This is a genomic window from Tepidisphaeraceae bacterium, assembly GCA_035998445.1.
Taxonomy (GTDB): Bacteria; Planctomycetota; Phycisphaerae; order Tepidisphaerales; family Tepidisphaeraceae; genus DASYHQ01.
The window spans coordinates 56,850-76,899 of sequence record DASYHQ010000045.1; the positions used below are offsets into that span (position 1 = coordinate 56,850).

Here is a 20,050-nt window from a genome sequence, read left to right on the forward strand (position 1 = left end):
CCTACATCATTGCCATTGGAACCATCCTACTTCTTCCCATCCCCCGACTGTTCCAGGGAGTAGTTCGGGGCTTCCTTGGTGATCGTGATGTCGTGCGGGTGGCTTTCGGCCATGCTCGCGGCGCTCACACGGCAGAAGCGGGCGTTCTTGCGCAAACTCGGGATGTCCTTCGTGCCGCAGTAGCCCATGCCGGCCCGCAAACCGCCGACCATTTGATAGACGAAGTCGCCGAGCGGCCCGCGGTACGGCACGCGGCCTTCGACGCCTTCGGGCACCAGCTTGCTCGTCTTGCTGACGGCCGCCTGGCCGTAGCGGTCTTTGCTGCCCTGCACCATGGCGCCCATGCTGCCCATGCCGCGGTAGGTCTTGTACCGCCGGCCAGCATGAATGATCAGTTCGCCCGGGCTTTCGTCCAGGCCCGCAAACAAGCTGCCCATCATGACGCACGATGCGCCCGCCGCGATGGCCTTGGTGATGTCACCACTATGACGGATGCCACCATCGGCGATCACCGGCACGCCCGCGGGGTCGGCGACGCTGACGGCGTCGAAGATCGCGCTCACCTGCGGCACGCCCACGCCGCTCACGATGCGCGTCGTGCAGATTGCCCCGGGGCCGATGCCCACCTTCACGCCGTCCACGCCCGCGTCGATAAGGTCCTTCGCGCCCTGCGCCGTCGCGACGTTGCCGGCGATCACCTGGATGTCGTACTGCTTCTTGATCTGCCGCACCGTCTCGATCACGTTGCTGCTGTGACCGTGGGCCGTGTCGACGATGATCACGTCGACGTCAGCGTTGATCAGGGCTTCCACCCGCGCAAAGTCGCGCACGCCCGTCGCCCCGCCCACGCGCAAGCGGCCGCGCTTGTCCTTGCAGGATGCCGGGAACTGGTGCAGCTTGTCGATGTCGCGCATCGTGATCAGCCCCGCCAGCCGGCTCTCCTTATCCACCAGCAGCAACTTCTCGACCTTCGCGTGGTACAGGATGCGCTCGGCGTCATCCAGCGTGGTGTTCTCCGGCGCGGTGACGAGGTTCGTCTGCGTCATCACCTCGCCCACCCGGCGGTTGTCGTCCTCCTGAAACTTCAGGTCGCGGCGCGTCATGATGCCCAGCAGCTTCGGCGCCTTGCCATCGCGGCGGGCGCGAACGGGCGCTTCCATCACCGCGGGACCACCCTCGGCCGTCGCCGATGCCGTGATCGACATCGGCCCGGCGGGCAGCGCGACTGCCTCGTCGACAATCGGAATGCCGCTGACGTTGTACTCGCGCATGATGCGCCGGCACTCGCCGATCGTCGCGCTCGGCGGGAGCGTGATGGGGTCGGTGATGATGCCGTTCTCCGACCGCTTTACCTTCTCAACCTCGCGGGCTTGGTTCTCAACTGACAGATTTTTGTGGATAATGCCGATGCCACCCTCTTGCGCCAGCGCGATCGCCAGGGCCGCCTCGGTGACGGTGTCCATGGGCGCGCTGATCAGCGGGATGTTCAGCTCGATGCCGCGCGTGAGGCGCGTGTGCGTGTCGGCGTCGGAGGGGATGAAATCGCTGCGGGCGGGAATCAGCAGGACGTCGTCGAAGGTGATGCCGTCCTGAACGATCTTCGGGTGTTCCATGTGTCAGTGTTACGGCCCGCGGGCGCGGATGTCAAGATGATCGTTCCGGTCCCACTGCCGCAACGATGGCGTAGGTTCAGAGAGGCGGGAAGAATGACCAATGCCCAAATCCGAATGACCAATCAAGCCCCAATGACCACTGACGAATGACCAATGAACTTCCTGTTCTTGATCATTGGGAGTTGGACATTCATTGGTCATTCGGATTTGGGTATTGGGCATTCGAATAGCCCCATCGCCCAATTCTGTTGTCTTCCCCATACCAACTCTCTATAAGGCCTTGCGATGATCGGCGGCAACCTCATCGACAGTCTTGGCACTGCCATCCTGGCGGTTGGGGAGGTTCACGGGCTGGAGTTGATTCAGGATCTGGCCGTCATCATGTGCGTCGCGGGGGTGGTGACGGTTTTGTTCCGCAAGCTGCGCCAGCCGGTCGTGCTGGGGTACATCCTGGCCGGCCTGATCGTCGGCAACCACACGCCCATCAAGCTGATCGCCGACGAGGCCAACGTGAACACGTGGGGCAACATCGGCGTGATCTTCCTCATGTTCAGCCTGGGGCTGCACTTCAGTTTGCGCAAATTGGCCGAGGTGGGCGCAACGGCCTTCTTGGCCGCGTCGCTGGAGATCGTGGGGATGCTGACGTTGGGCTACTACGTCGGCCTTGCGTTCGGCTGGAAGCCGATGGACGCGCTGTTCCTGGGCGCGATCCTGTCGATCTCGTCGACCACCATCATCATCAAGGCCCTGACCGAGCTGAAGCTGGTGAAGGAGCGCTTCGCGGAGGTCATCTTCGGCATCCTGATCGTCGAGGACATCCTGGCGATCGCCATGCTCGCGCTGCTCAGCGGCATCGCCAACACCGGCGGGCTGGCAGCCGACGAGGTCGCGGTGACGTTCGGTAAATTGGGCATCTTTCTGGTCATCACGCTGGTGGTCGGCCTGCTGGCGGTGCCGCCGCTCATGCGGTTCGTCGCGGGCTTTAAGAACGACGAGGTGCTGCTGGTCTCGGTGCTGGGGCTCTGCTTCGGCGTATCGTTGATCGCGGTGAAGATGGAGTACAGCATCGCGCTGGGCGCGTTCCTGATCGGCGCGATTATGGCCGAGGCGCGCGAGGCGGGGAAGATCGAGGCGCTGATCGCGCCGGTGCGCGATTTGTTCAGCGCGGTCTTCTTCGTCACCGTGGGCATGCTGATCGACCCGAAGGTCATCCTGACCGACTGGTGGAAGGTGCTGGTGCTGGTCGCAGTCGTGATCGTCGGCAAGGTGATCACCTGCGCCGCGGGCACGTTCTTAGCCGGGCACAGCACGCGCACGAGCATGCGCGTGGGCATGGGGCTGGCGCAGATCGGTGAGTTCTCGTTCATCATCGCGCAGCTTGGGCTGACGACCGGCGTCACCAGCCCGTTCCTCTACCCGATCGCCGTCGCGGTGTCGGCCATCACCACGCTGACCACGCCGTACCTCATTCGCTCGTCCGACCCGATCGTGCATTGGTTCGACCGCACCGCCCCGCGCAAGATCACGACGCCGCTGGGCGTGTACAGCCAATGGGTGAAACGACTCGGCACGCGCGGCACCGATCCCGCAAGCGAGCAGATCCGCAAGCTGAAGCGCAAGTGGGCAATCCAGATCGGCCTGAACGTCGCGATGATCACCGGCCTGTTCGTCGCCGGCGACCGCGTCGGGCGCCACACGGACGACTGGATTCCCAGTTTGCCGCAGTGGACGGGTGGCCCCAAGGCGGCGATCTGGTTCCTGGCGGTGCTGCTGGCGCTGCCACTGCTGGTGGCGACGTTCCGGAAGATGCGCGCGATCGCTTGGGTGATCGCCGAGACACGGGTGACGAAAGCCCGGGCCAAGGAGCAGACGCGTGCAATTCGGACGATCGTCGCCAACACGCTGCTGGCCGGCGCCAGCGCGCTGATGATTTTGTGGATCGCGATCCTCAGCGCCGCCGTCCTGCCACCGTGGCCGGTGCTGGTGCTATTCGCGGTCATCGCGACCGCTGTGGCGGCCGTCCGCTGGAACGCGATGGTGCGGCTGTACGCCAATGCGCAGGTCGCGCTGCACGAGACGCTGACCCGACCGCACGCCGAGATCGACCACGACACAGAGACGCGCGCGATCCCACCGATCTTGCGCGAGGCGTCGCTGGAGACGATCACGCTGCCGGTGGCCTCCCCCGCCGCCGGGCTGCTCATTCGCGAGTTGCAGCTGCGCACCCGCACCGGCGCCAGCGTCGTCGGCATCCAACGCGACGGCCACAGCCTGGTGAACCCCGGGCCGGACGACGACCTTCAACCGGGCGACCAAGTGCTGCTGATTGGCACGCAGGCGCACTTGGAAAACGCGGTCGGCTTGCTGATGGGAACGAAGACTGATGGGACGGGGTGAGGGGGAAGAATGCCGAATCGAATAATGGCAACTCGTCTGACATTCCTTGGTCGTCGGTACGCGTGCAGCCCTCCGGCATTCGGCATTGAGTATTGCGAGGATATATATTGCGAGAACAAAGCGGCGGTGAATGCCGTCAATTGCCGTTTTACCCAATGCCGATGCAAGGAAGTCGGACTGTGAGGCTCAGCATGAAGAAAGACGCACTTTACTCGGCAGTAGCTTCGGCCATCAACTTCGCTTTGTTTATTCTGCTGGTAGTGCTGACAACAGTGTATATTCCTTCGCTGATGGGATTGAATTACTGGTGGGTTTACACCTTGGTCGCGATCCTTAGTTTCCTTGCTTATGGTTATCTGGTGCAGTGGGTTCTATCGTTCGGCGTTAATACCATGCTTCTATGGCTGTTCTTCGGTCGTGACATCGAAAAGCGGAAGTGACTTCGCCACATGCAACCGATCCCTAGCTGCTCGCTAGTCCACTAGGCAGCTCCTCCCCTACTTCTTCACCGACATCGCCGAACTCATCGCCCCCTGGCGCATGTAGCCACCGATCGCCATCGAAATGGAATCGATGGTGACGAAGGCCTGCGGGTCGACCTCGTGGGCGATCTTCAGCAGCGACTGGGTGCGTTTGCGGGCGCTGACGATGAAGAGGATCTGGACCTCGTGCTCGCGCCCCTCGCCGCGCACGGTGGTGACGCCAAAACCTTCGGCACGCAGGCGGTCGCGCAGTGTCCCGGGGTGGGACTTGCTGATCACGCGCACCATCACCTGCCCGGCGGCGATCCACTGCTCGATTGAGATGCCAACCAGAATGCCGCACGCGTAACCGGCCGCGTAGCCGATCATCTTCGGGCCGCTCAGGTCCTTCATCACGTGCGAGATCGCCAGGATGAAGATCGACGCCTCCACCAATCCCAGCGCCGCCGCCGTCCACTTCGAGCCGCGCATCACGAACAGCACCCGCAGCGTGCCGATGGAAACGTCGATCACGCGAAGGCAGAAGATGAACAGCGCCGCCAGGAAGATCGCCATGCGGGCAGATCATACAGACTGGCCATGTCAGGGGCACCGCACCGAATAAGATGGAACCTTCATCATTGCGGGATCGATTCCCATCTCGCATCGACCAATTCGTATCGCGGCGCGCTATCGCGGACGCTTTCAAAACCAGGAACCCGTCGCAGTCGCCCCGTCACACGAACCGGCTCCCCGACCGTCAACTTGCGGTCCGCACGTGCCGATGCGAACGCGATGCGAGCGTCGCCATGTTGCAGCGTGGCCTGCTGTACCGGCCTCAGCCCTCGGCCCGGTGGCAGCGTGAGGCAGAAGTTGCCCTCCCACCGCGCCTCCGGCATCACGTACGCCGAGCGGGCAACCGTCCCCTCGAGCCGCACAGCTTGGCCCACGAACGGTTCCACATCCCCACCCGCTGGCACCGAACGCGCGGCACAGCCACCCCATCCCGCAGCGGCCAGAAGCATCGTGACAACATGCATTTGTCGCATCCGTAGAAAGACACGCGAAACGGCCATCCGTTGGACCGGATATTCGAGACGAAACGGCCGCCATGAATTAGAATCTGCCGCGGTTGCGTCCGCTTATTCCGGAAGGCTTATGCCCGCGATTCCCATCACCGTTCCCGGCATGTTGCGACACGCGATCGACGACGCGGCGTTCGTCACGATCGACGCCGCCACGCTGCCCGACCTCGTCGCCCAACTCAAGCGCCGCCACCCACTGCTGGTGCCGCTCGTCTGGACCGAAACCGGCGAACTCCGCAAACACGTCCTGATCTTCCTGAACGACACCGCCAGCCGCTGGCTCCCCTCGCCCGACATGCCCCTGAAGGACGGCGACCGAGTGACCATCGTGCAGGCCGTATCGGGCGGGTGATGATATTTTCATCAAACCACCATCCCCACCGCTCCCGGCTTCGCAGTCGGACGAACGTAGATAGCGGTTGCACAGCCTGTCCGTCCGCGAAACCGCAAACGATAACTTCACCCGTCCCACGCGCCGCGGGCGATCGCTACAGTCGATCCCATGTTCTGGCACCCCTTCGTCATCGGCGGCATCCTGCTCGGCATGGGATTGGGCGCGTTTGTCGACGGCATCGTGCTGCACCAGATTCTTCAGTGGCACCACCTCGTCTGCATCACCGACCATTGCACGCCGCTGAGCATCGAACACCTTCAACGGCAGAACCGACAGGACGGTTACTTCCACCTCGGCGCGCTCGTCCTGACCATCGTCGGCAGCTACCGCGTCTTCCGCACCGCCCAACTGCCGGACGTGCCGCGCTCGCCACTGGCGTTCGTCGGCGCCACGTTGTGCGGCTGGGGCGCATTCAACCTGATCGAAGGGCTGATCAACCACCAGTTCCTGCAGATCCACCACGTCCTGCCCGGCCGCCCGTACGAGTTCGCTGCGGACATGGCCTTTCTGGCGTCGGGGGTCTTGCTGATCGTCATCGGCTATCTGCTGCTTCGCCGGGCGTTTCGTCACCGCGACATAACGCGATGATGCGTAACGTCGAGTGGGTCCATGTTCACGCGTGGCATCGATCGAACTTTTCCCCTTGTTCACCGCCACCGCTGAGGCCGTAACTTTGGCGGGTGAGCGACGGTGGGACGGCCATTCTTCGTGTCTGTCTCTCTTCGCGTTGCGCTCCCCCGCGATTAAAAGAGACGCGAAGTCGCGAAGACGCGAAGCCGAACGCGAAGCGGGACCGAAAGAGGAAGTCGGCCTCGTGTCGCGACGGCGGTCTGGGTAAGGCAAAACGCGAGACCGTGCACCATTTTGCACCATTGTGCAACATCGGGTGATGGCGAAGGAGCCCATTACAGGAATCGCGTCGGCTATTCGGTTGTCAAAGAACACGCTATCCATCTCTACGCTCGCGCTGCGCAGAAGACGCGGCATTGGCGCAACACGCTCTGCTTTTCTTCGTGTCCTCCTTCGCGTTCTTGGCGCCTTCGTGGCTCCCTCACTTCTTGAGCGCGGCTCCGCCGCGTGGCAGACAAGAATGTCCGTCCCACCAAAGAAGAGACACAGGCAAGAATGCCTGTGCCACAGAAGTGAGAAGAAGGAATACGGGGAGAGATGAATTCGGGGGGAGAGACAGGCAGGAACAGAAGAGGGAACCCGGGTTTGAGGTGGCGCGGGAGACCATGCAAGAAGGGCTGGGTCGCTTATCGCGATCCAGCCCTTTGTTCTTTTTGTGATGAAGGCGACCGGCAAGCCGGTGGCTATATGGCGGTGGTTACACCGCGGCGCGCATGGCTTTGACGCATTCGGTCAAGGCGGGCACCGGGTTCTGGGGTTCGGCTTCGTACTCGATGACGGCCATGCCGGCGAAGTTGGTCTCTTCCAACGCCTTCACGAAGGCGGGCAGGTTGAGGTTGCCGGTGCCGACGACGACGTCGGTCCACTGTCCGCGGCGGTCGAAGGTGAAGTCCTTGTAGTGCACGCCGTACACGCGGCCCTTGAAGGTCTCCCGGGCCCACTTCACGGGGTCGCCGCTCGGGCCGGTCTGCATGCACCAGGCGGTGTCGATGTTCACACCGATGCGCTCGCCACCGAGCTTCAGAATGTACGCGATCTCGTCGGCGCTGCCACCGAACATGTATCCGCCGTGGCAGTGCAGGCCGATGCGCATGCCGTACTCTTCAGCCAGCTTGGCGGTCGCGGGGACGGCCTTCTCGAACGAGTCGACGCGGAAGTGGGCGCTGATGTGCTTGGCGCCGGCGATCTTGGCGCACTCGAACCACTTGCGCTCCTTCTCGGCGTCACCGACGAAGGTCTGCACGCCCAGCGACACGATCTCGACGCCGCCCTGCTTGTAGATGTCGACGATCTTCTTGAAGCCTTCCGGATCTTCGAAGTTCGCGTGCACGCCGCAGATCTCAAGCTTGCTGAGGCCGATCTGCCGCACGAGCTTGGCGACCTCGGTGTTGTCTTTGAACTCGCGGAAGCAGTAGCTTTGAACGCCAAAGTCGCGGGCGGGAGAGAGAGCGGCCATGGGATGGTTTCCTTCCTCAAAGGGGTATCGGTTGCTGTTCTACTTCAACTGTCATCCCGAAGGTAGCCTAAGGCGACCTGAGGGATCTCAAATGACGAGCGTCGCTGATACTGGGAGATCCCTCAGGTCGCCTTAGGCTCCCATCGGGATGACACCCTGAACGATTTGCGACGGACCACGGACCACGTACCAAATAAAAGAACCGGCAGATTACTCTGCCGGTTCGTAAGTGCAATGCAAACGTCAAATCGCTCAGCGAACCCAAATTACCGATAAAATTCGATGATCAGGTTCATGTTCACTTCGAACGGCACATCTTCCGGCGTCGGCAGCTGGTTGATCTTGCCGGTGAGCTGGGCGGGGTTCCACTCGATCCAGTTCGGCACGTTGTGGCCGGCGTTCTGTTCCATGTTGTCGCGCAGGACCTTCTGGATGCCTTCCTTGAAGGTGATCGTCTGGCCGGGCTGCAGGCGATAGCTGGCGATATCGGTCTTCTGACCGTCAACCATCACGTGCCCGTGGGCGACGATCTGACGGGCCGCCCAGATCGTGCGGCCGACGCCGAGGCGGCGGATGACGTTGTCCAGGCGCAGCTCCAACAGCTGCATCATCGAGCTGGCGGTGTTGCCCTTGCTCTTCTTGGCATCATCCAGCGTGCGGCGGAACTGCTTCTCGAGCATGCCGTAGTGGAAGCGCAGCTTCTGCTTCTCGGTCAGACGCACACCATATTCGGTGTTACGGCGACCACGGAACCCATGCTGGCCGGGCAGCTGCAGTTCCTTGGCGGTGTGCTTGGGGATGTCGGCGATCGGTACGCCAACGCGACGGGACAGACGAACCTTCGGACCTACGTAACGGCCCATGACAAACACGCTTTCTACGGGCAACTACCGGCCCGCTCAAAACTTGCGACGCGACGGAAAACGCTCCACCGACTGACTCGCGTTGCCCGGAATCATGGTTTTGAGGCATGAAACCGAGATGGCCATAACGGCCATGGGGCGAACAGTATACGAAATCGCAGGATTGGATCAAGGTCGTCCCGGCCCCGGGCCAGCTCCTCTTCTGTAGGACAGGCATTCCTGCCTGTCTCTCCCCCCCCGTCTGACTCTCCCCCGTATTGTCGAAAACAAAATCCCAAGCCCCAATGCCAAACAAATAACCAAGCACCAAATCCCAATCAGAGGGATTCTTTGGTAGTAGGTCAGTTTGAAGTGGCACGGGTTTCAAACCCGTGTTCTGGAGCGAAGACACGGGTTTGAAAACCCGTGCCACGAGGGAAGGTGTGGAAACTGACCCACTACCGATTCTTTGCTCTGTGTCTGCCTCTGTGCTCTCTGTGTCCTCTGTGGTTCAATCGCTTCTTCCCCACTGAATACGGGGGGGGGAAAAGCAGACGGGGGGAGAGACAGGCAGGAATGCCTGTCCTACAGAAGAACGCCGTTGCCAGCGAGGGTGCCAGCCGGCCGCTACCGCTTCGTCCAAACCGGCGACGGTTCGATCGCGGGACCCACCGGCTTGCCCGAATCCTTCCGGCCGGATCCTTCAAATCGGCTAATGACCTTCACCGTCATATCATGGTCGCACAGCATCTGGCAGCTCAGCCGAATGCCCGGCTGGTCCAGCAGCCCCTTGGCCGTCAGGACGGCTTTTTCCGCTTCGGTCATCGCGTCCGGTTCGCCTGCGACGAACTGCACGCGGCAACTCGTGCACTTGGCGAAGCCGCCGCAGGCGTAGAGCTGGTCGACCTTCGCGCCCTCGGTCAGCGCCAGCACCAGCCGTTTGACGGGCGATACTTCGAATTCACCCACGTTTTCGACGGTCAATTTTGGCATTAGTCGTCCTTCTTACTCGCAGAGGGTTTAGAACGTCGGCCGGCGCGTGTGCCAGTCGGTGGCGGCTTCGTACATACGGGCGGCGCGGAGCAGGGTTTCTTCACCGAATGTGGGGCCGAGCAGTTGCAGGCCGATGGGCAGCGGCTTGTCGCCGCTGGTGAAGCCGCAGGGGAGGCTGATGCCGCCGATGCCGGCGATGTTGCAGGTGACGGTGAAGACGTCGCTCATGTACATGCTGAGCGGGTCGCCGGTCTTCTCGCCAGCCTTGAAGGCGGGCGTGGGGCTGGTCGGGCTGAGCACCACGTCGCACTTTTCAAAGGCCTGATCGAAGTCGCGTTTGATCAGCGACCGCATCTTCAGCGCCCGCAGGTAGTAAGCGTCGTAGTAGCCGCTGGAGAGCGCGTACGTGCCGATCATGATGCGGCGTTGCACTTCCTCGCCGAAGCCTTCGTAGCGGCTCTTGCTGAAGAGCTCGACAATGTCCTTCACCGGATCTTTGGTGCGATGGCCGAAGTGCACACCGTCATAGCGGGCAAGGTTGCTGGATGCCTCGCACGGCGCGATGACGTAGTACGCCGCGATGCCGTATTCGGTGTGCGGCAGGCTGATGTCGACGAACGTGGCGCCCAGTTCCTTGTACTTGGCCATCGCAGCATCGACGGCGGACTTCACCTGCGGGTCCATGCCGCTCTCAAGCTGATATTCCTTGGCAATGCCGATCCGCAGGCCCTTGATGGGCTGTTCCAGATTGGCCAGGTAATCGGGCACCGGGCGGTTGACGCTGGTGGAGTCCTTCGGATCGTGGCCGGCCATTACGTTCATCAGCAGCGCGGCGTCGGCGACGGTCCAACCGAACGGGCCGATCTGATCGAGCGACGACGCGAAGGCGACCAAGCCATAGCGGCTGATGGCGCCATACGTCGGCTTCAGCCCCACCACGCCGCACAGCGCCGCCGGCTGGCGAATGGAGCCACCCGTGTCGGACCCGATGGTCGCGCAGCACATGCCCGCCGCCAGGGCCGCGGCGCTGCCGCCACTGCTGCCACCGGGAATACGGCTCGTATCCCATGGGTTTTTCGTCGTGCGGAACGCGCTGTTCTCGGTGGACGAGCCCATGGCGAACTCGTCGAGGTTCGTCTTGCCGATCAGCACCGCCCCGGCCGCTTCCAGCCGTTCGACGATCGTGGCGTTATAGGGGGCGTGGAAGTTCTCGAGCATCTTGCTGGAACAGGTGGTACGGCCCCAACTGGTGCAAAGGTTGTCCTTCAGCGCAATCGGCACGCCGGCGAGCGGCCCTTTTCGGGTGCCGTCGTCCACTTCCTTGGCGATGGCCATCGCGCGGTCTTCGTGGACCTCGTTGAAGGCTTGGATGGTCGGATCGACCTGGCGGATGCGCGCCAGCGCCTGCCGGGTAAGCTCGGCGGCCGAGACCTTCTTGGAAGCGACCGCGTCGCGGGCAGCGATAAGGGTGTCGTGCGAAAGCATGCGGGCGGCGAGGGTAAAGCGCGACGATGCGAAAGTAAAACCGGGGTTGCGCTTCTGTGACGCGTTTCGATACGTGAAGCACCACTCATGCGGGCCCGGTCGCTTTAGCGACCGGCAGATCCCCACCCTCGACAGACGCCGCGCACCCGATATAATGCCCGGTCCCACGCCCAGGTGGCGGAATTGGCAGACGCACTACTTTGAGGTGGTAGCGGGGCAACCCGTGCAGGTTCAAGTCCTGTCCTGGGCATCTTCGGACGACCGAGTCCATCCGACAACAGACACCCGGAAATGCTTTGAGCAATCAAGGCGTTCCCGGGTGTTTTTGTTCGTCCACGCCCCCGCTCGTGGCCATACCCCCACGGCAGTCGAATCGATGGCCAACATTGGTCGTATTGTGCAAAGAACGGGCCGCCGAATCCATGGGCGGACGGGAAAAGCGTGTCATGATATGGCTCGTGATGCACAGCAACCTCACGATCCTTCAAGGAGAACACGCATGTCCGCCACCGCCGTTACTACAGACGTCATCGCCCCGATCAACCTCACCGATCGCGAGGTCCGATTCTACAACGAGGAGGGGTACCTGCCCCTACCCGGTCTTGTCCGTAGTGACGCCGTCGCCGCGCTGCGGCAGGAAGTGTTTGATGTGCTTGAAGCCAACGGCGTGCCCGCCGACAGCCTCAAGCGCGCCACCAGCGCTGCCGACAAGCTGCGCCAAAACTCCCAGTACGTCGCCGGCACGCTGCTCGACGCGCTGATCAACAGCGACGCGACCCGCGCGGTCGCCTCTCGCCTGATCGGTGGAACGGCCCACCGCTACATGCCGTTCACGGCCGTGAAGGCCGGTGGGGGTGGCGGCACGTTCCACTACCATCAAGACAACAACTACACCGTCCACGAACCGGCCATCGGGTCGATCAACATCTGGGTCGCGCTCGTCGACATGACGCCCGAGAACGGCTGCCTGCAGGTCATCCCGCGCTCGCACCTGTGTGGGCAGATCAAGAGCCGCAACAGCGACGACGGTGACGGCCATCAGCAGATCGACGTCGACCTGAACGAATGCCTGCCGATCCGCATGCGCGCCGGCGACGCAGTGGCCTTCACCCGCTGGACCGTGCACGGCTCGGGACCGAACCACACCAACGAGGCCCGCGTCGCCTACGCGCTGCAGTACCACCGCGACGACGTGAAGTGGAAGGACGGCGACCAATGGCGATCGCTCGTCGAGACCCCCCGCTTCGCCACCCCACCGGTCGCCAAGTTGGGGCCGGCCAAGTGATCGGCACAGGTCAACCAACCGACGCGGCGACCGTGACGGCAGCGCGTGATGCCGGGTTCGACGATGGCTGGGCGGCGCTGGGCTGAACGGGCCATCCGCTCGTCACCGCACCCGCTATTCTCCCACGCGCGCCTGGGCCAGCAGGCCCATGCCCATCTGCGAGATAACACGGTACGACGAGCGCTGGAGGGCTTCGCCTCCCTTGTTTTCCTGCGAGCAGCCTCGCAGGAGCCCGTCGGGCGTGAGGTGGGCGATCAGGTTCTTCACCGCAGCGTCGGCGATGGGCTGGAGGCGGTTGGGGAACAGGCCAGCCTCGACGCCCAGCGTGATCGCCGCGGCGATGGCGGCGGTGCCGCTGCTGTCGGTGGCGATCGTGGGGTCGTCGATGAAGTTCGGCCACGCCTGCCCCGGCGTCAACGGGGGCAGGCCGTCGATAACAGAAATCAGGCTGGCCAGCAGCGCGTCGTGCGTGCGGCCGGTCTCGATCAACGTGCGCACGCTGCCCAGCAGGTACCAGCCGACGCCACGGCACCAGTGCCGCAGCCGCGGTTCGCCCTGCTCGGTCACCAGTTGCCAGACGAACCCGTCGCGCACGTTGACCTCCATGCGCCGCACGCACTGCCTGATCGCCAGATCGCGCAAATCGTCGCGATCGCGCACGCGCGCGACGACGGCCATGGGCCAGGCGATCGTGTAGCAACCTTCGGTGGAGGTGTGGCTATCGCGCACCAAGTCATCGGGGTGCTTGCGCGACAGCCAGAAATCAATCGCAGCGTCGACCGCTGGGTGGCTCGGGTTCAGCCGAGCCAGTTGCGCCACGGGCAGCGTCGCCTCGATGCCGTAATACTTCCCATCGCTCGGCCGGGCGCCGGGCGATTCGTTCCAGATGCCACCGTCGCGGAAAAAGTCATCAATGAAGATCGACTGTAGCGCCGCCTCGTAGCCGCCGTTTGGGTCGTGCCGATGCAGTTCGGCTTGGCCGTCCATCACGCAACCGGCCAGCCAGCCAAACGGGTGCCGCACCGCGGGCGTGCGCATGCGCTGGAGGAACTGCTTCACAGGGTCGGTATCGACGCTGGGCCCCAGCAGGTGCGGTTGAAGCACCGGGCAGGCGGGTTCGGTCGATTCGATCAGGTGCAGGTGCGTGGCGTTCTCCAGGCGCAGTTCAGCGCCGTTTATCGCCAGCGCGGCGGCCATGGTGGGCGTGAGCGGCATCGACTGGATCTTGAACGCCCCGCTGTAGCGAATCTCGAACGTGCCGAGCCGGTCACCGGTACCGCCGTCATGCACGTGCAACAGCGACGTGGGACAGGCGCGGTCATCGATGCCGATCGTCACGCGTAGCGCGCTGGCGCCGGTCGCCGCGGGCTGCGCGGTCCAGCGCAGGCGGAGCGGTTTGTCGGGCGCGATGCCCATCAGGCGCACGCCGCTCGGCGCACGAAGGCCTGTGGTGAAGGGAACCGGTTCGAACGGCTTGATGATCTCTGTTGGCGTTAAGTGCATAGCGGCAGTTTCGAGCATCCCGGCCACCCTCCACACACCGTGCATCAAGCGCTGTCACGGGGGCGAAGGACGACCAGTGTCGAAGTGGAACAAAAATTAGAGGTTCGTTTGACCGTAAACCAAACAAGTTGCAGAAACAATCAGGATCGCTCTCAGATGGTCGTCAGCGGAGGCCGGCGCGACGTCGACCATGGCATGGCCCGATGCGTCTTCCACCGAGCCCGCGGTACTGCCCCGGCGCATCGACATCGACCTGAGCGCCCCGCGCGACGCTGGCCGAAGCATCGCCGAAGTCGCCGGAGCAGAAGTGACAATTGCGACTTAATGCGGTATAGGGAATCTCGTTTGACGTACACCAACTGAGGAAGCACCCGACCATGTCCGACCATATCGCTCACATCGGCATTTGCGACGACACGTTCCGCCTGGCGGCCGTTCACCCGGCGATTCACCCGAACTTCAAGCGGCTAATGGTCGAACATCGCGAGGCGGCCCACATGGGCAGCATCACGCGGTCGGCCGACAAGTGGTCGGTGGACCTCGTCGGCTGGGCGCGCGACGAGTTCGCCAAGCCAGGTGGTGAACGTGCTCAGAACGCCGATGCGAAACTGGCGTTCACGCTCGGCTCGCTCACGCACCGCTCGGCCGACCGGTTGACCAAGCCGATCACGCGATGCTGGTCCGGCAACGACGACTCCGGTCGACGCGGCAGCGAGGCGAACGAATCGAAGATCTACCAGGACGTCTTCGTCTACAAGGAAGTCTACGCCTCCGGCCACGCGCCCGATGCGGCCGGCCTGTTCGCGCCGAACTTCTTCGACATCGTGCCCGACAGTGCGCTGGCCGGTCCCGAGGCGCTCTACCGCCTGCTGTTGCGGCGAGCGCTGATCGCGATGCACACGCTGAACCCCGATGCCAACCACATCCACGACTGGCTCGACCGCTTCTTCGCCGGCATGCAGACCTACCCCAAGTCGTTGGCGCAGTACGCCGAGATCAACGCGACGTGGCCGAAGGACAAGGTCGACAAGTACCTAACCAGCAAGCGGTTTTACGACCGTTCCGATGCGCTGATCCAACTGGCCCGCGCCGCGCAGACGGGCAAGGCGATCGACGGCGGCGCGGTCGTTGATGCGCAGCAGGCCACGACCGAGCGCAACAGCCGCTATGGCCGCGCGCTGGCCAAGGCGTTGGACTACCTGATTGCGGCCACGGAATACTTCGAGGGCCGAACCGACGCCGTCACGACCGCCAAGCGGTTCGACATCGGCGTGCCCGAGCTGTCGCTGCAGGACTGATCGCTGCCGATCCTCGCCATTAACAGTGCGATGTTCCCGAACTTACCCGCTCGCGTCGCCCGGACGGCAGCGTCGGGGCGATAGTTGATCTCGCGCGCCATGGCTCAACTGGTTCCGCGGTCGCGGTGAAGGCCTACTACAGCGCAGTGCGGGGCGATTGGACGAAGCGGAAATGGATCGAGGCCCCCGCGACCCCCAGTGCCCCGCGATGACCACCCTTACATGGTCTCGACCGCGCTGCAGCACGTGGAATCGAACGCGTCCAACGCATTCGTTCCCCCCCACCGGCCGCGCTGACGCCACCGCGCCCACCACTGCGGCGACCCAAAGCCGCGGCTGAACGTGCGGTGGCACAGCCGCTGAGGGCGCCTTGAGGTGTACGCGAGCATTGTACAGCATGATTTGCCCCCCCTTATCGCGTCACGTCTGTCGCGACCTGCGGTACTCGGCCGGTGAGACGCCGGCGCGTTGGCGGAACTGGCGGCTGAAATAGAAGACGTCGCCGTAGCCCAGTTCGGCGGCGACGCGTTTGATCGGCACCGTTCCCTCGCCCAACGCCCGCTTGGCAAGGTTGATGCGGCAGTGCAGCCGATAGTCGTGCAGCGACGATCCGACGTACTCGCGGAACCGCCGCCGCAGCGTCGTCAGTGCCATGCCGTGCTGCTCGGCCAACGCGGTGTAGTCCGGCTCATCGTCACCGCCACCGTCGAACTGCGCCAGCCGCTGCATGACGGCGTCCAGCCACTCGGGCCGGCGCGGTTCACCACCACTTCGGCGATTCGCCGCCAGATCCAACAGCACGCGCTCGAGCAGGTTCACCGCCGTGCGCTGCGCCCACTTGCCCGGCTCTTCCTTCACCGCCAGCAGCTCGTCAAACCACGCCGTCAGCCGAGCCGCCCGCTCGGGGTCGGTCACCTCCTGTGGCGACGACAGCCACAGCCCTTCAGCCTCCCATGCGGTGGCCTGCGGTCCGGTAAAGGCCACGTACCGATGCTCCCAATTCCCCGTGCGCGGCCACGCGTGAAAGCGCACGTACGGCCCCGGGTGGCACGGCCACGCCCAGACGCCGGTCATCTCGTGGCGGACATCGTCGTAGAACAACTCGACCCCGCCGCGCGTCATCAGTTGCACCGTGTGATAGGCAAAACGCTTGTCGACCGTGGCCGCACACTCGGGCGTGCGATAGCCGTGCAGGAAGGTGACGTCACGTGTCATGGTTGATCATATTGTGCAAAGATCGAGCTGCCGAATCTACGGGCAAGTAGGAAACGCGAATCACGATGCACGGCCCACCGCGAAATACGAACGTGTCACTCAAGTCTGCCACCGCCACTGCCGACGCCTTTGCCTTGGTCGACCTTACCAATCATGAGGTTGGATTCTGCAACAACGCGGCTACCTGCCGCTGCCCGGCATTGTTCGTAGTGACGCCGGCTATAGTCGATGCCGATCAACACCAATGGACGCAGATACGCCGCCTCGGCGACCGCCTAAAAGCCGCGCTGCGGTCGGCGTGGCAAGCGGTGATGATGCGGCGCAAGGAATGAATGTGACTCGGTAACGAAAGGGCTCCAATGCGTTACGTAATGCGACAGAAGCTGATCTCGCTCGGCGACGATTTCACGATCCGCGACGCCGACGGGCGCGACGCCTACTTCGTCGACGGCAAGGCGCTGACGCTGCGCGACCGCCTGACCTTTCAGGACATGGATGGCCGTGAGCTTCTGTCGATCCAACGGCGCCTGCTGGCCTGGGGCCCAACCTACGAGATCCACCAGGGCGACCAGTTGAAGGCGGTCGTCAAGCAGAAGCTGTTCACGCTGTTCAACCAACGGTTCAGCGTCGACGAAATCGACCGCGAAGACGACCTGACGGCCAAGGGCAACTTCACGGACCACCACTACACCTTCAGCCGCGGTGGACGCGAGGTCGCCTGGGTGTCGGAGAAGTGGTTCTCGCTGGCCGACACGTACGGCGTCGAGGTGGGCGCCGGTGAGGATCCCGTGCTGATCCTCGCCTGCGCTGTCGTCATCGATCGCTGCCAGGAAGCCGCCGAACGGCGGGATTGAGCCTTGCGCTTCTAACGATTACCGTCACCCACGGGCGCAGTCACAGCGATCGTTAACGACGTCGTGCAAACCGTAGAGGGCACAGGGAAATGAGTCGCAAATCGACCGGGATCGTACTGCTGTTGGTCGCGTTGCTCGCGTTCCTCGCATTGGCGTGGCGAAGCCTGATCGACATGTCGCACCTGGCGCGCAATGCCTTGGGCGGCGACGGCACGGCCCGGGAGGCGATCAGCGTGCTGCTGGAGATCAACGGACTGCCGATCATCATGCTTGGCGGGCTGATGCTCGTGCTGCTGGCGATCTACTGGAAGCTGTTCGTCCGTCGAGACGAGGACGACGACGCCGCCGGGTACTAGCGGTGACCGAGATTGCCGTCAGCATCTCCTTTAACGCATCCTTATTGTATTCGTTCGGCGTTAAGCATTGGCAATTGCTGCCCAATTCGTCGGACCAGCCCGTCACTTGGCGTATGACGACTGGCGAACCACTAACTTACCTGCCACCTGGATGCGGCGCGCAGCCCAGGCGGGTTGGGCAATCCGGCTTTCCATCAGCATCAAGGCGGCCTCGGCGATGTCGGCGATCGGTTGGCGGACCGTGGTGAGCGTAACGGGTAGGAGCGACGCGATCGGGCGGTCGTCGAAGCCCACCAGCTTCAGGTCCTGCGGGATGCGAATGCCCAAAGCAGGCAGGTGGCGCATCGTCAACGCCGCGAACTCGTCGGACTTGAAGACGATGCCTTCCGGCCGACAGCGTTCCAGCAGGCCGGCAACGAAGCGCTCGTCGATGTCGTTCGACGCGACGTGGCAAATCCAGTCCGATGGCACATCGATGCCGCGCGCCGTCATCGCATCCATGTACCCCAACTGCCGCTCCACGGCCGTCGGCACCGGTGGGTTGGATCCGACGAACAGCACGCGACGCAAGCCCATCGCCAGCAGGTGCTCGGCCTGCAGATACCCGCAATGGCGGTTCTCGATCCCCACCACGTCCAGACTGCTGCGGTCGGGGAACGTCGCGTAGTCGCCATCGAGCAGCACCAACGGCAGATTCGCTTTCGCGAACAGGGCGGCCACCTGCGCGTTCACGTCACCGCCTGCGTGCGACGAGGGAATGGGCACCATGAAGATGCCGCCGACGCGCTGATCGATGAGCGCCCTCGCGACCGCAAGCGGGCTTTCGTCGCGCTCAATCGAATGGGCGATCAGGGCCGACCCGCGCCGCTGGAGGAGCGCGTTCAACTGGCTCTGGATCTGGTCCGAGACGCTATCGGCGAACCGACCCGACTGCGCCATCTGCAATAGTCCGATCGACGCGCAAGGGACCGCCTCACGCTCGCGCGCCTTCGGCGTGACGAAGGAGCCCGATCCCTGCCGGCGCTCGATCAAACCCTGCTCTTCCACCTCGCGCAGCGCTCGGATGATCGTCGAGCGCGATGCATCGAACGTGGCGGCGAGGTCGCTCTCGCTCGGCAACTTGTCTCCAACTCGATACTCGCCCGAGCGAATGATCGAAACAAGTTTAGACCGAATGTGCTGATATTTCAAAGGTGCCGCTGGGACGTTCACGCCGTCAATTGTGCCAACCTCGCGTATGAAAGGCAATATCTGCGTAGGTTTCACTGTTTTGCCATCGCCCTTCAGAAGATCTACCTCATGTTGCCAGCGCGAATGCATCGCACATCAATTGCAAATAATTCAGTGTTAAGTTCCGCCGCATGTCGGTTCAAGAACATACAAGTGCGAAGGCGAAGCGCGGTTTCACCCTGATCGAGTTGCTGGTGGTGATTGGCATCATCGCGGTTCTGATCAGCCTGTTGCTTCCGTCCGTCCGCCGGGCGCGTGAGCAGGCGCAGGCGGTCACATGTTCGAGCAACCTGCGACAGTTGGCGCTGATCAGCCAGATGTATGCGAACGACCATCGCGGCTTCGTGCCGATTGGCCGCGCGTCAAACTTCAAGTGGGTCAACTACTGGTTCGTCGATAACTCGGATACGCCGAAGCCGGCGTTGTACATGTTCGGCTCACTGTACGGCGCGGGCCTGATGAACGACGGGCGGGTCGCGTACTGCCCTTCGCAAGGCGCTACGCGTTTCCTTTACAACAACATTGATCCCAACCCAATGGAGTCGAACGAGTGGCCGCCCAAGGTCTTCCCGGTCGGCACTTCCGAGTACCGGACCAAAGCGTCTTACTCGATGCGTCCCGATTACTTCGTTGGCTTTGACACCGGCGTCGCCCGGCTGCCCAAGATTACCCACTTCAAAGGCCTGACGGTCTTCACCGATCTGGTGACGCACGACACCTCCATCCGTACCGGTCACCGCAACGGCCTGAATCGGGCGAGGATCGACGGTTCTGTGGTGTGGGTGCCGTTCACCGCCCCCGATTCAGCGGCCGTCCCAAGGTCGATCCGTGAGCACCTGGTTCTGCTGAAACCCGCGAACGCATGGACGGTTAAGAACGCTGCGGTCGACGGCATCTTCAGCGCGCTCGACAGGTACTAAACAGGCGTTCCGACCTTCAGACCTCGGCCAATA

Annotated in this window: 20 protein-coding genes and 1 tRNA gene; 11 read left to right on the forward strand and 10 right to left on the reverse strand. The window is 63.2% G+C overall.

Translation table 11 applies throughout. The features are described 5' to 3' along the window. Positions 1-26: 26 nt before the first annotated feature. Positions 27-1,613, reverse strand: coding sequence for an IMP dehydrogenase (locus VGN72_17090; protein HEV7301086.1), 1,587 nt, complete (start codon positions 1,611-1,613; stop codon positions 27-29). Between the two features lie 285 nt (positions 1,614-1,898). Between VGN72_17090 and VGN72_17095 the strand changes: the two genes are divergently transcribed. Together VGN72_17095 and VGN72_17100 are read left to right on the forward strand one after the other, a co-directional pair. Beyond that, positions 1,899-4,010, forward strand: a complete 2,112-nt coding sequence (locus VGN72_17095) for a cation:proton antiporter (protein ID HEV7301087.1) — start codon at positions 1,899-1,901, stop codon at positions 4,008-4,010. A gap of 191 nt (positions 4,011-4,201) precedes the next feature. Further along, positions 4,202-4,450 (forward strand): hypothetical protein, encoded by a 249-nt coding sequence (locus VGN72_17100; protein ID HEV7301088.1) that lies wholly within the window; start codon positions 4,202-4,204, stop codon positions 4,448-4,450. Between the two features lie 57 nt (positions 4,451-4,507). On the opposite strand, the gene VGN72_17105 is transcribed toward VGN72_17100, so the two are convergent. Then, positions 4,508-5,047 (reverse strand): DUF5698 domain-containing protein, encoded by a 540-nt coding sequence (locus tag VGN72_17105; GenBank protein HEV7301089.1) that lies wholly within the window; start codon positions 5,045-5,047, stop codon positions 4,508-4,510. Positions 5,048-5,109: 62 nt separating this feature from the next. Beyond that, on the reverse strand, positions 5,110-5,511 hold the full coding sequence (locus VGN72_17110; protein ID HEV7301090.1) for a hypothetical protein: 402 nt from the start codon (positions 5,509-5,511) through the stop codon (positions 5,110-5,112). A 118-nt stretch (positions 5,512-5,629) separates the two neighbouring features. Here VGN72_17110 and VGN72_17115 point away from each other — a divergent pair, with 118 nt between their 5' ends. Further along, the gene (locus VGN72_17115; GenBank protein ID HEV7301091.1) at positions 5,630-5,908 is read left to right on the forward strand and encodes a MoaD/ThiS family protein; all 279 of its coding nucleotides are present in this window, start codon (positions 5,630-5,632) and stop codon (positions 5,906-5,908) included. Positions 5,909-6,058: 150 nt separating this feature from the next. Beyond that, positions 6,059-6,538: a DUF2243 domain-containing protein gene (locus VGN72_17120; protein ID HEV7301092.1), complete on the forward strand. Its 480-nt coding sequence runs from the start codon at positions 6,059-6,061 to the stop codon at positions 6,536-6,538. 739 nt (positions 6,539-7,277) lie between these two features. Here the strand turns inward: VGN72_17120 and VGN72_17125 are convergent. From VGN72_17125 to gatA, 4 genes are all read right to left on the reverse strand, one after another. Then, entirely contained in the window at positions 7,278-8,036 is a 759-nt protein-coding gene (locus VGN72_17125) for a sugar phosphate isomerase/epimerase (protein HEV7301093.1), read from the reverse strand. A 266-nt stretch (positions 8,037-8,302) separates the two neighbouring features. After that, complete coding sequence (gene rpsD, locus VGN72_17130; protein ID HEV7301094.1) at positions 8,303-8,899, reverse strand: 30S ribosomal protein S4; 597 nt, start codon at positions 8,897-8,899, stop codon at positions 8,303-8,305. A 606-nt stretch (positions 8,900-9,505) separates the two neighbouring features. Next, a complete protein-coding gene (locus tag VGN72_17135) occupies positions 9,506-9,871 on the reverse strand; it encodes a 2Fe-2S iron-sulfur cluster-binding protein (protein ID HEV7301095.1) in 366 nt (121 codons plus the stop codon). Between the two features lie 27 nt (positions 9,872-9,898). After that, complete coding sequence (gene gatA, locus VGN72_17140; protein ID HEV7301096.1) at positions 9,899-11,356, reverse strand: Asp-tRNA(Asn)/Glu-tRNA(Gln) amidotransferase subunit GatA; 1,458 nt, start codon at positions 11,354-11,356, stop codon at positions 9,899-9,901. 168 nt (positions 11,357-11,524) lie between these two features. Here gatA and VGN72_17145 point away from each other — a divergent pair. Both VGN72_17145 and VGN72_17150 read left to right on the forward strand, forming a co-directional pair. Then, positions 11,525-11,606 (forward strand) — tRNA-Leu (locus VGN72_17145). Positions 11,607-11,855: 249 nt separating this feature from the next. Then, positions 11,856-12,641: a phytanoyl-CoA dioxygenase family protein gene (locus VGN72_17150; GenBank protein ID HEV7301097.1), complete on the forward strand. Its 786-nt coding sequence runs from the start codon at positions 11,856-11,858 to the stop codon at positions 12,639-12,641. A gap of 114 nt (positions 12,642-12,755) precedes the next feature. On the opposite strand, the gene VGN72_17155 is transcribed toward VGN72_17150, so the two are convergent. Further along, complete coding sequence (locus VGN72_17155; protein HEV7301098.1) at positions 12,756-14,144, reverse strand: glycoside hydrolase family 88 protein; 1,389 nt, start codon at positions 14,142-14,144, stop codon at positions 12,756-12,758. Between the two features lie 377 nt (positions 14,145-14,521). On the opposite strand from VGN72_17155, the gene VGN72_17160 reads away from it, so the two are divergent. Next, positions 14,522-15,442, forward strand: a complete 921-nt coding sequence (locus VGN72_17160) for a hypothetical protein (GenBank protein ID HEV7301099.1) — start codon at positions 14,522-14,524, stop codon at positions 15,440-15,442. Between the two features lie 420 nt (positions 15,443-15,862). On the opposite strand, the gene VGN72_17165 is transcribed toward VGN72_17160, so the two are convergent. Further along, the gene (locus VGN72_17165) at positions 15,863-16,657 is read right to left on the reverse strand and encodes an AraC family transcriptional regulator (protein ID HEV7301100.1); all 795 of its coding nucleotides are present in this window, start codon (positions 16,655-16,657) and stop codon (positions 15,863-15,865) included. A gap of 92 nt (positions 16,658-16,749) precedes the next feature. Here VGN72_17165 and VGN72_17170 point away from each other — a divergent pair, with 92 nt between their 5' ends. From VGN72_17170 to VGN72_17180, 3 genes are all read left to right on the forward strand, one after another. Then, positions 16,750-16,989 carry a hypothetical protein gene (locus tag VGN72_17170; GenBank protein HEV7301101.1) on the forward strand — a complete coding sequence of 80 codons (240 nt, stop codon included), beginning with the start codon at positions 16,750-16,752 and terminating at the stop codon, positions 16,987-16,989. A gap of 27 nt (positions 16,990-17,016) precedes the next feature. Further along, a complete protein-coding gene (locus tag VGN72_17175) occupies positions 17,017-17,511 on the forward strand; it encodes an LURP-one-related family protein (protein ID HEV7301102.1) in 495 nt (164 codons plus the stop codon). Between the two features lie 89 nt (positions 17,512-17,600). Continuing rightward, positions 17,601-17,867 (forward strand): hypothetical protein, encoded by a 267-nt coding sequence (locus VGN72_17180; GenBank protein HEV7301103.1) that lies wholly within the window; start codon positions 17,601-17,603, stop codon positions 17,865-17,867. Positions 17,868-17,969: 102 nt separating this feature from the next. On the opposite strand, the gene VGN72_17185 is transcribed toward VGN72_17180, so the two are convergent. Further along, a complete protein-coding gene (locus VGN72_17185; GenBank protein ID HEV7301104.1) occupies positions 17,970-19,187 on the reverse strand; it encodes a substrate-binding domain-containing protein in 1,218 nt (405 codons plus the stop codon). A 41-nt stretch (positions 19,188-19,228) separates the two neighbouring features. Between VGN72_17185 and VGN72_17190 the strand changes: the two genes are divergently transcribed. Beyond that, the gene (locus VGN72_17190) at positions 19,229-20,017 is read left to right on the forward strand and encodes a type II secretion system protein (GenBank protein HEV7301105.1); all 789 of its coding nucleotides are present in this window, start codon (positions 19,229-19,231) and stop codon (positions 20,015-20,017) included. The last annotated feature ends 33 nt before the right edge of the window (positions 20,018-20,050 follow it).

What these genes read in the sequence shown, in the direction of transcription:
- VGN72_17120 (HEV7301092.1), top strand. Translation starts at nt 6,059, where the DNA reads ATGTTCTGGCACCCCTTCGTCATCGGCGGCATCCTGCTCGGCATGGGA.
- gatA (HEV7301096.1), bottom strand. Translation starts at nt 11,356, where the DNA reads ATGCTTTCGCACGACACCCTTATCGCTGCCCGCGACGCGGTCGCTTCC.
- VGN72_17110 (HEV7301090.1), bottom strand. Translation starts at nt 5,511, where the DNA reads ATGCATGTTGTCACGATGCTTCTGGCCGCTGCGGGATGGGGTGGCTGT.
- VGN72_17135 (HEV7301095.1), bottom strand. Translation starts at nt 9,871, where the DNA reads ATGCCAAAATTGACCGTCGAAAACGTGGGTGAATTCGAAGTATCGCCC.
- VGN72_17160 (HEV7301099.1), top strand. Translation starts at nt 14,522, where the DNA reads ATGTCCGACCATATCGCTCACATCGGCATTTGCGACGACACGTTCCGC.
- VGN72_17175 (HEV7301102.1), top strand. Translation starts at nt 17,017, where the DNA reads ATGCGTTACGTAATGCGACAGAAGCTGATCTCGCTCGGCGACGATTTC.
- VGN72_17185 (HEV7301104.1), bottom strand. Translation starts at nt 19,187, where the DNA reads ATGCATTCGCGCTGGCAACATGAGGTAGATCTTCTGAAGGGCGATGGC.
- VGN72_17090 (HEV7301086.1), bottom strand. Translation starts at nt 1,613, where the DNA reads ATGGAACACCCGAAGATCGTTCAGGACGGCATCACCTTCGACGACGTC.
- VGN72_17155 (HEV7301098.1), bottom strand. Translation starts at nt 14,144, where the DNA reads ATGCACTTAACGCCAACAGAGATCATCAAGCCGTTCGAACCGGTTCCC.
- VGN72_17150 (HEV7301097.1), top strand. Translation starts at nt 11,856, where the DNA reads ATGTCCGCCACCGCCGTTACTACAGACGTCATCGCCCCGATCAACCTC.
- VGN72_17165 (HEV7301100.1), bottom strand. Translation starts at nt 16,657, where the DNA reads ATGACACGTGACGTCACCTTCCTGCACGGCTATCGCACGCCCGAGTGT.
- VGN72_17105 (HEV7301089.1), bottom strand. Translation starts at nt 5,047, where the DNA reads ATGGCGATCTTCCTGGCGGCGCTGTTCATCTTCTGCCTTCGCGTGATC.
- rpsD (HEV7301094.1), bottom strand. Translation starts at nt 8,899, where the DNA reads ATGGGCCGTTACGTAGGTCCGAAGGTTCGTCTGTCCCGTCGCGTTGGC.
- VGN72_17180 (HEV7301103.1), top strand. Translation starts at nt 17,601, where the DNA reads ATGAGTCGCAAATCGACCGGGATCGTACTGCTGTTGGTCGCGTTGCTC.
- VGN72_17095 (HEV7301087.1), top strand. Translation starts at nt 1,899, where the DNA reads ATGATCGGCGGCAACCTCATCGACAGTCTTGGCACTGCCATCCTGGCG.
- VGN72_17115 (HEV7301091.1), top strand. Translation starts at nt 5,630, where the DNA reads ATGCCCGCGATTCCCATCACCGTTCCCGGCATGTTGCGACACGCGATC.
- VGN72_17100 (HEV7301088.1), top strand. Translation starts at nt 4,202, where the DNA reads ATGAAGAAAGACGCACTTTACTCGGCAGTAGCTTCGGCCATCAACTTC.
- VGN72_17190 (HEV7301105.1), top strand. Translation starts at nt 19,229, where the DNA reads ATGTCGGTTCAAGAACATACAAGTGCGAAGGCGAAGCGCGGTTTCACC.
- VGN72_17125 (HEV7301093.1), bottom strand. Translation starts at nt 8,036, where the DNA reads ATGGCCGCTCTCTCTCCCGCCCGCGACTTTGGCGTTCAAAGCTACTGC.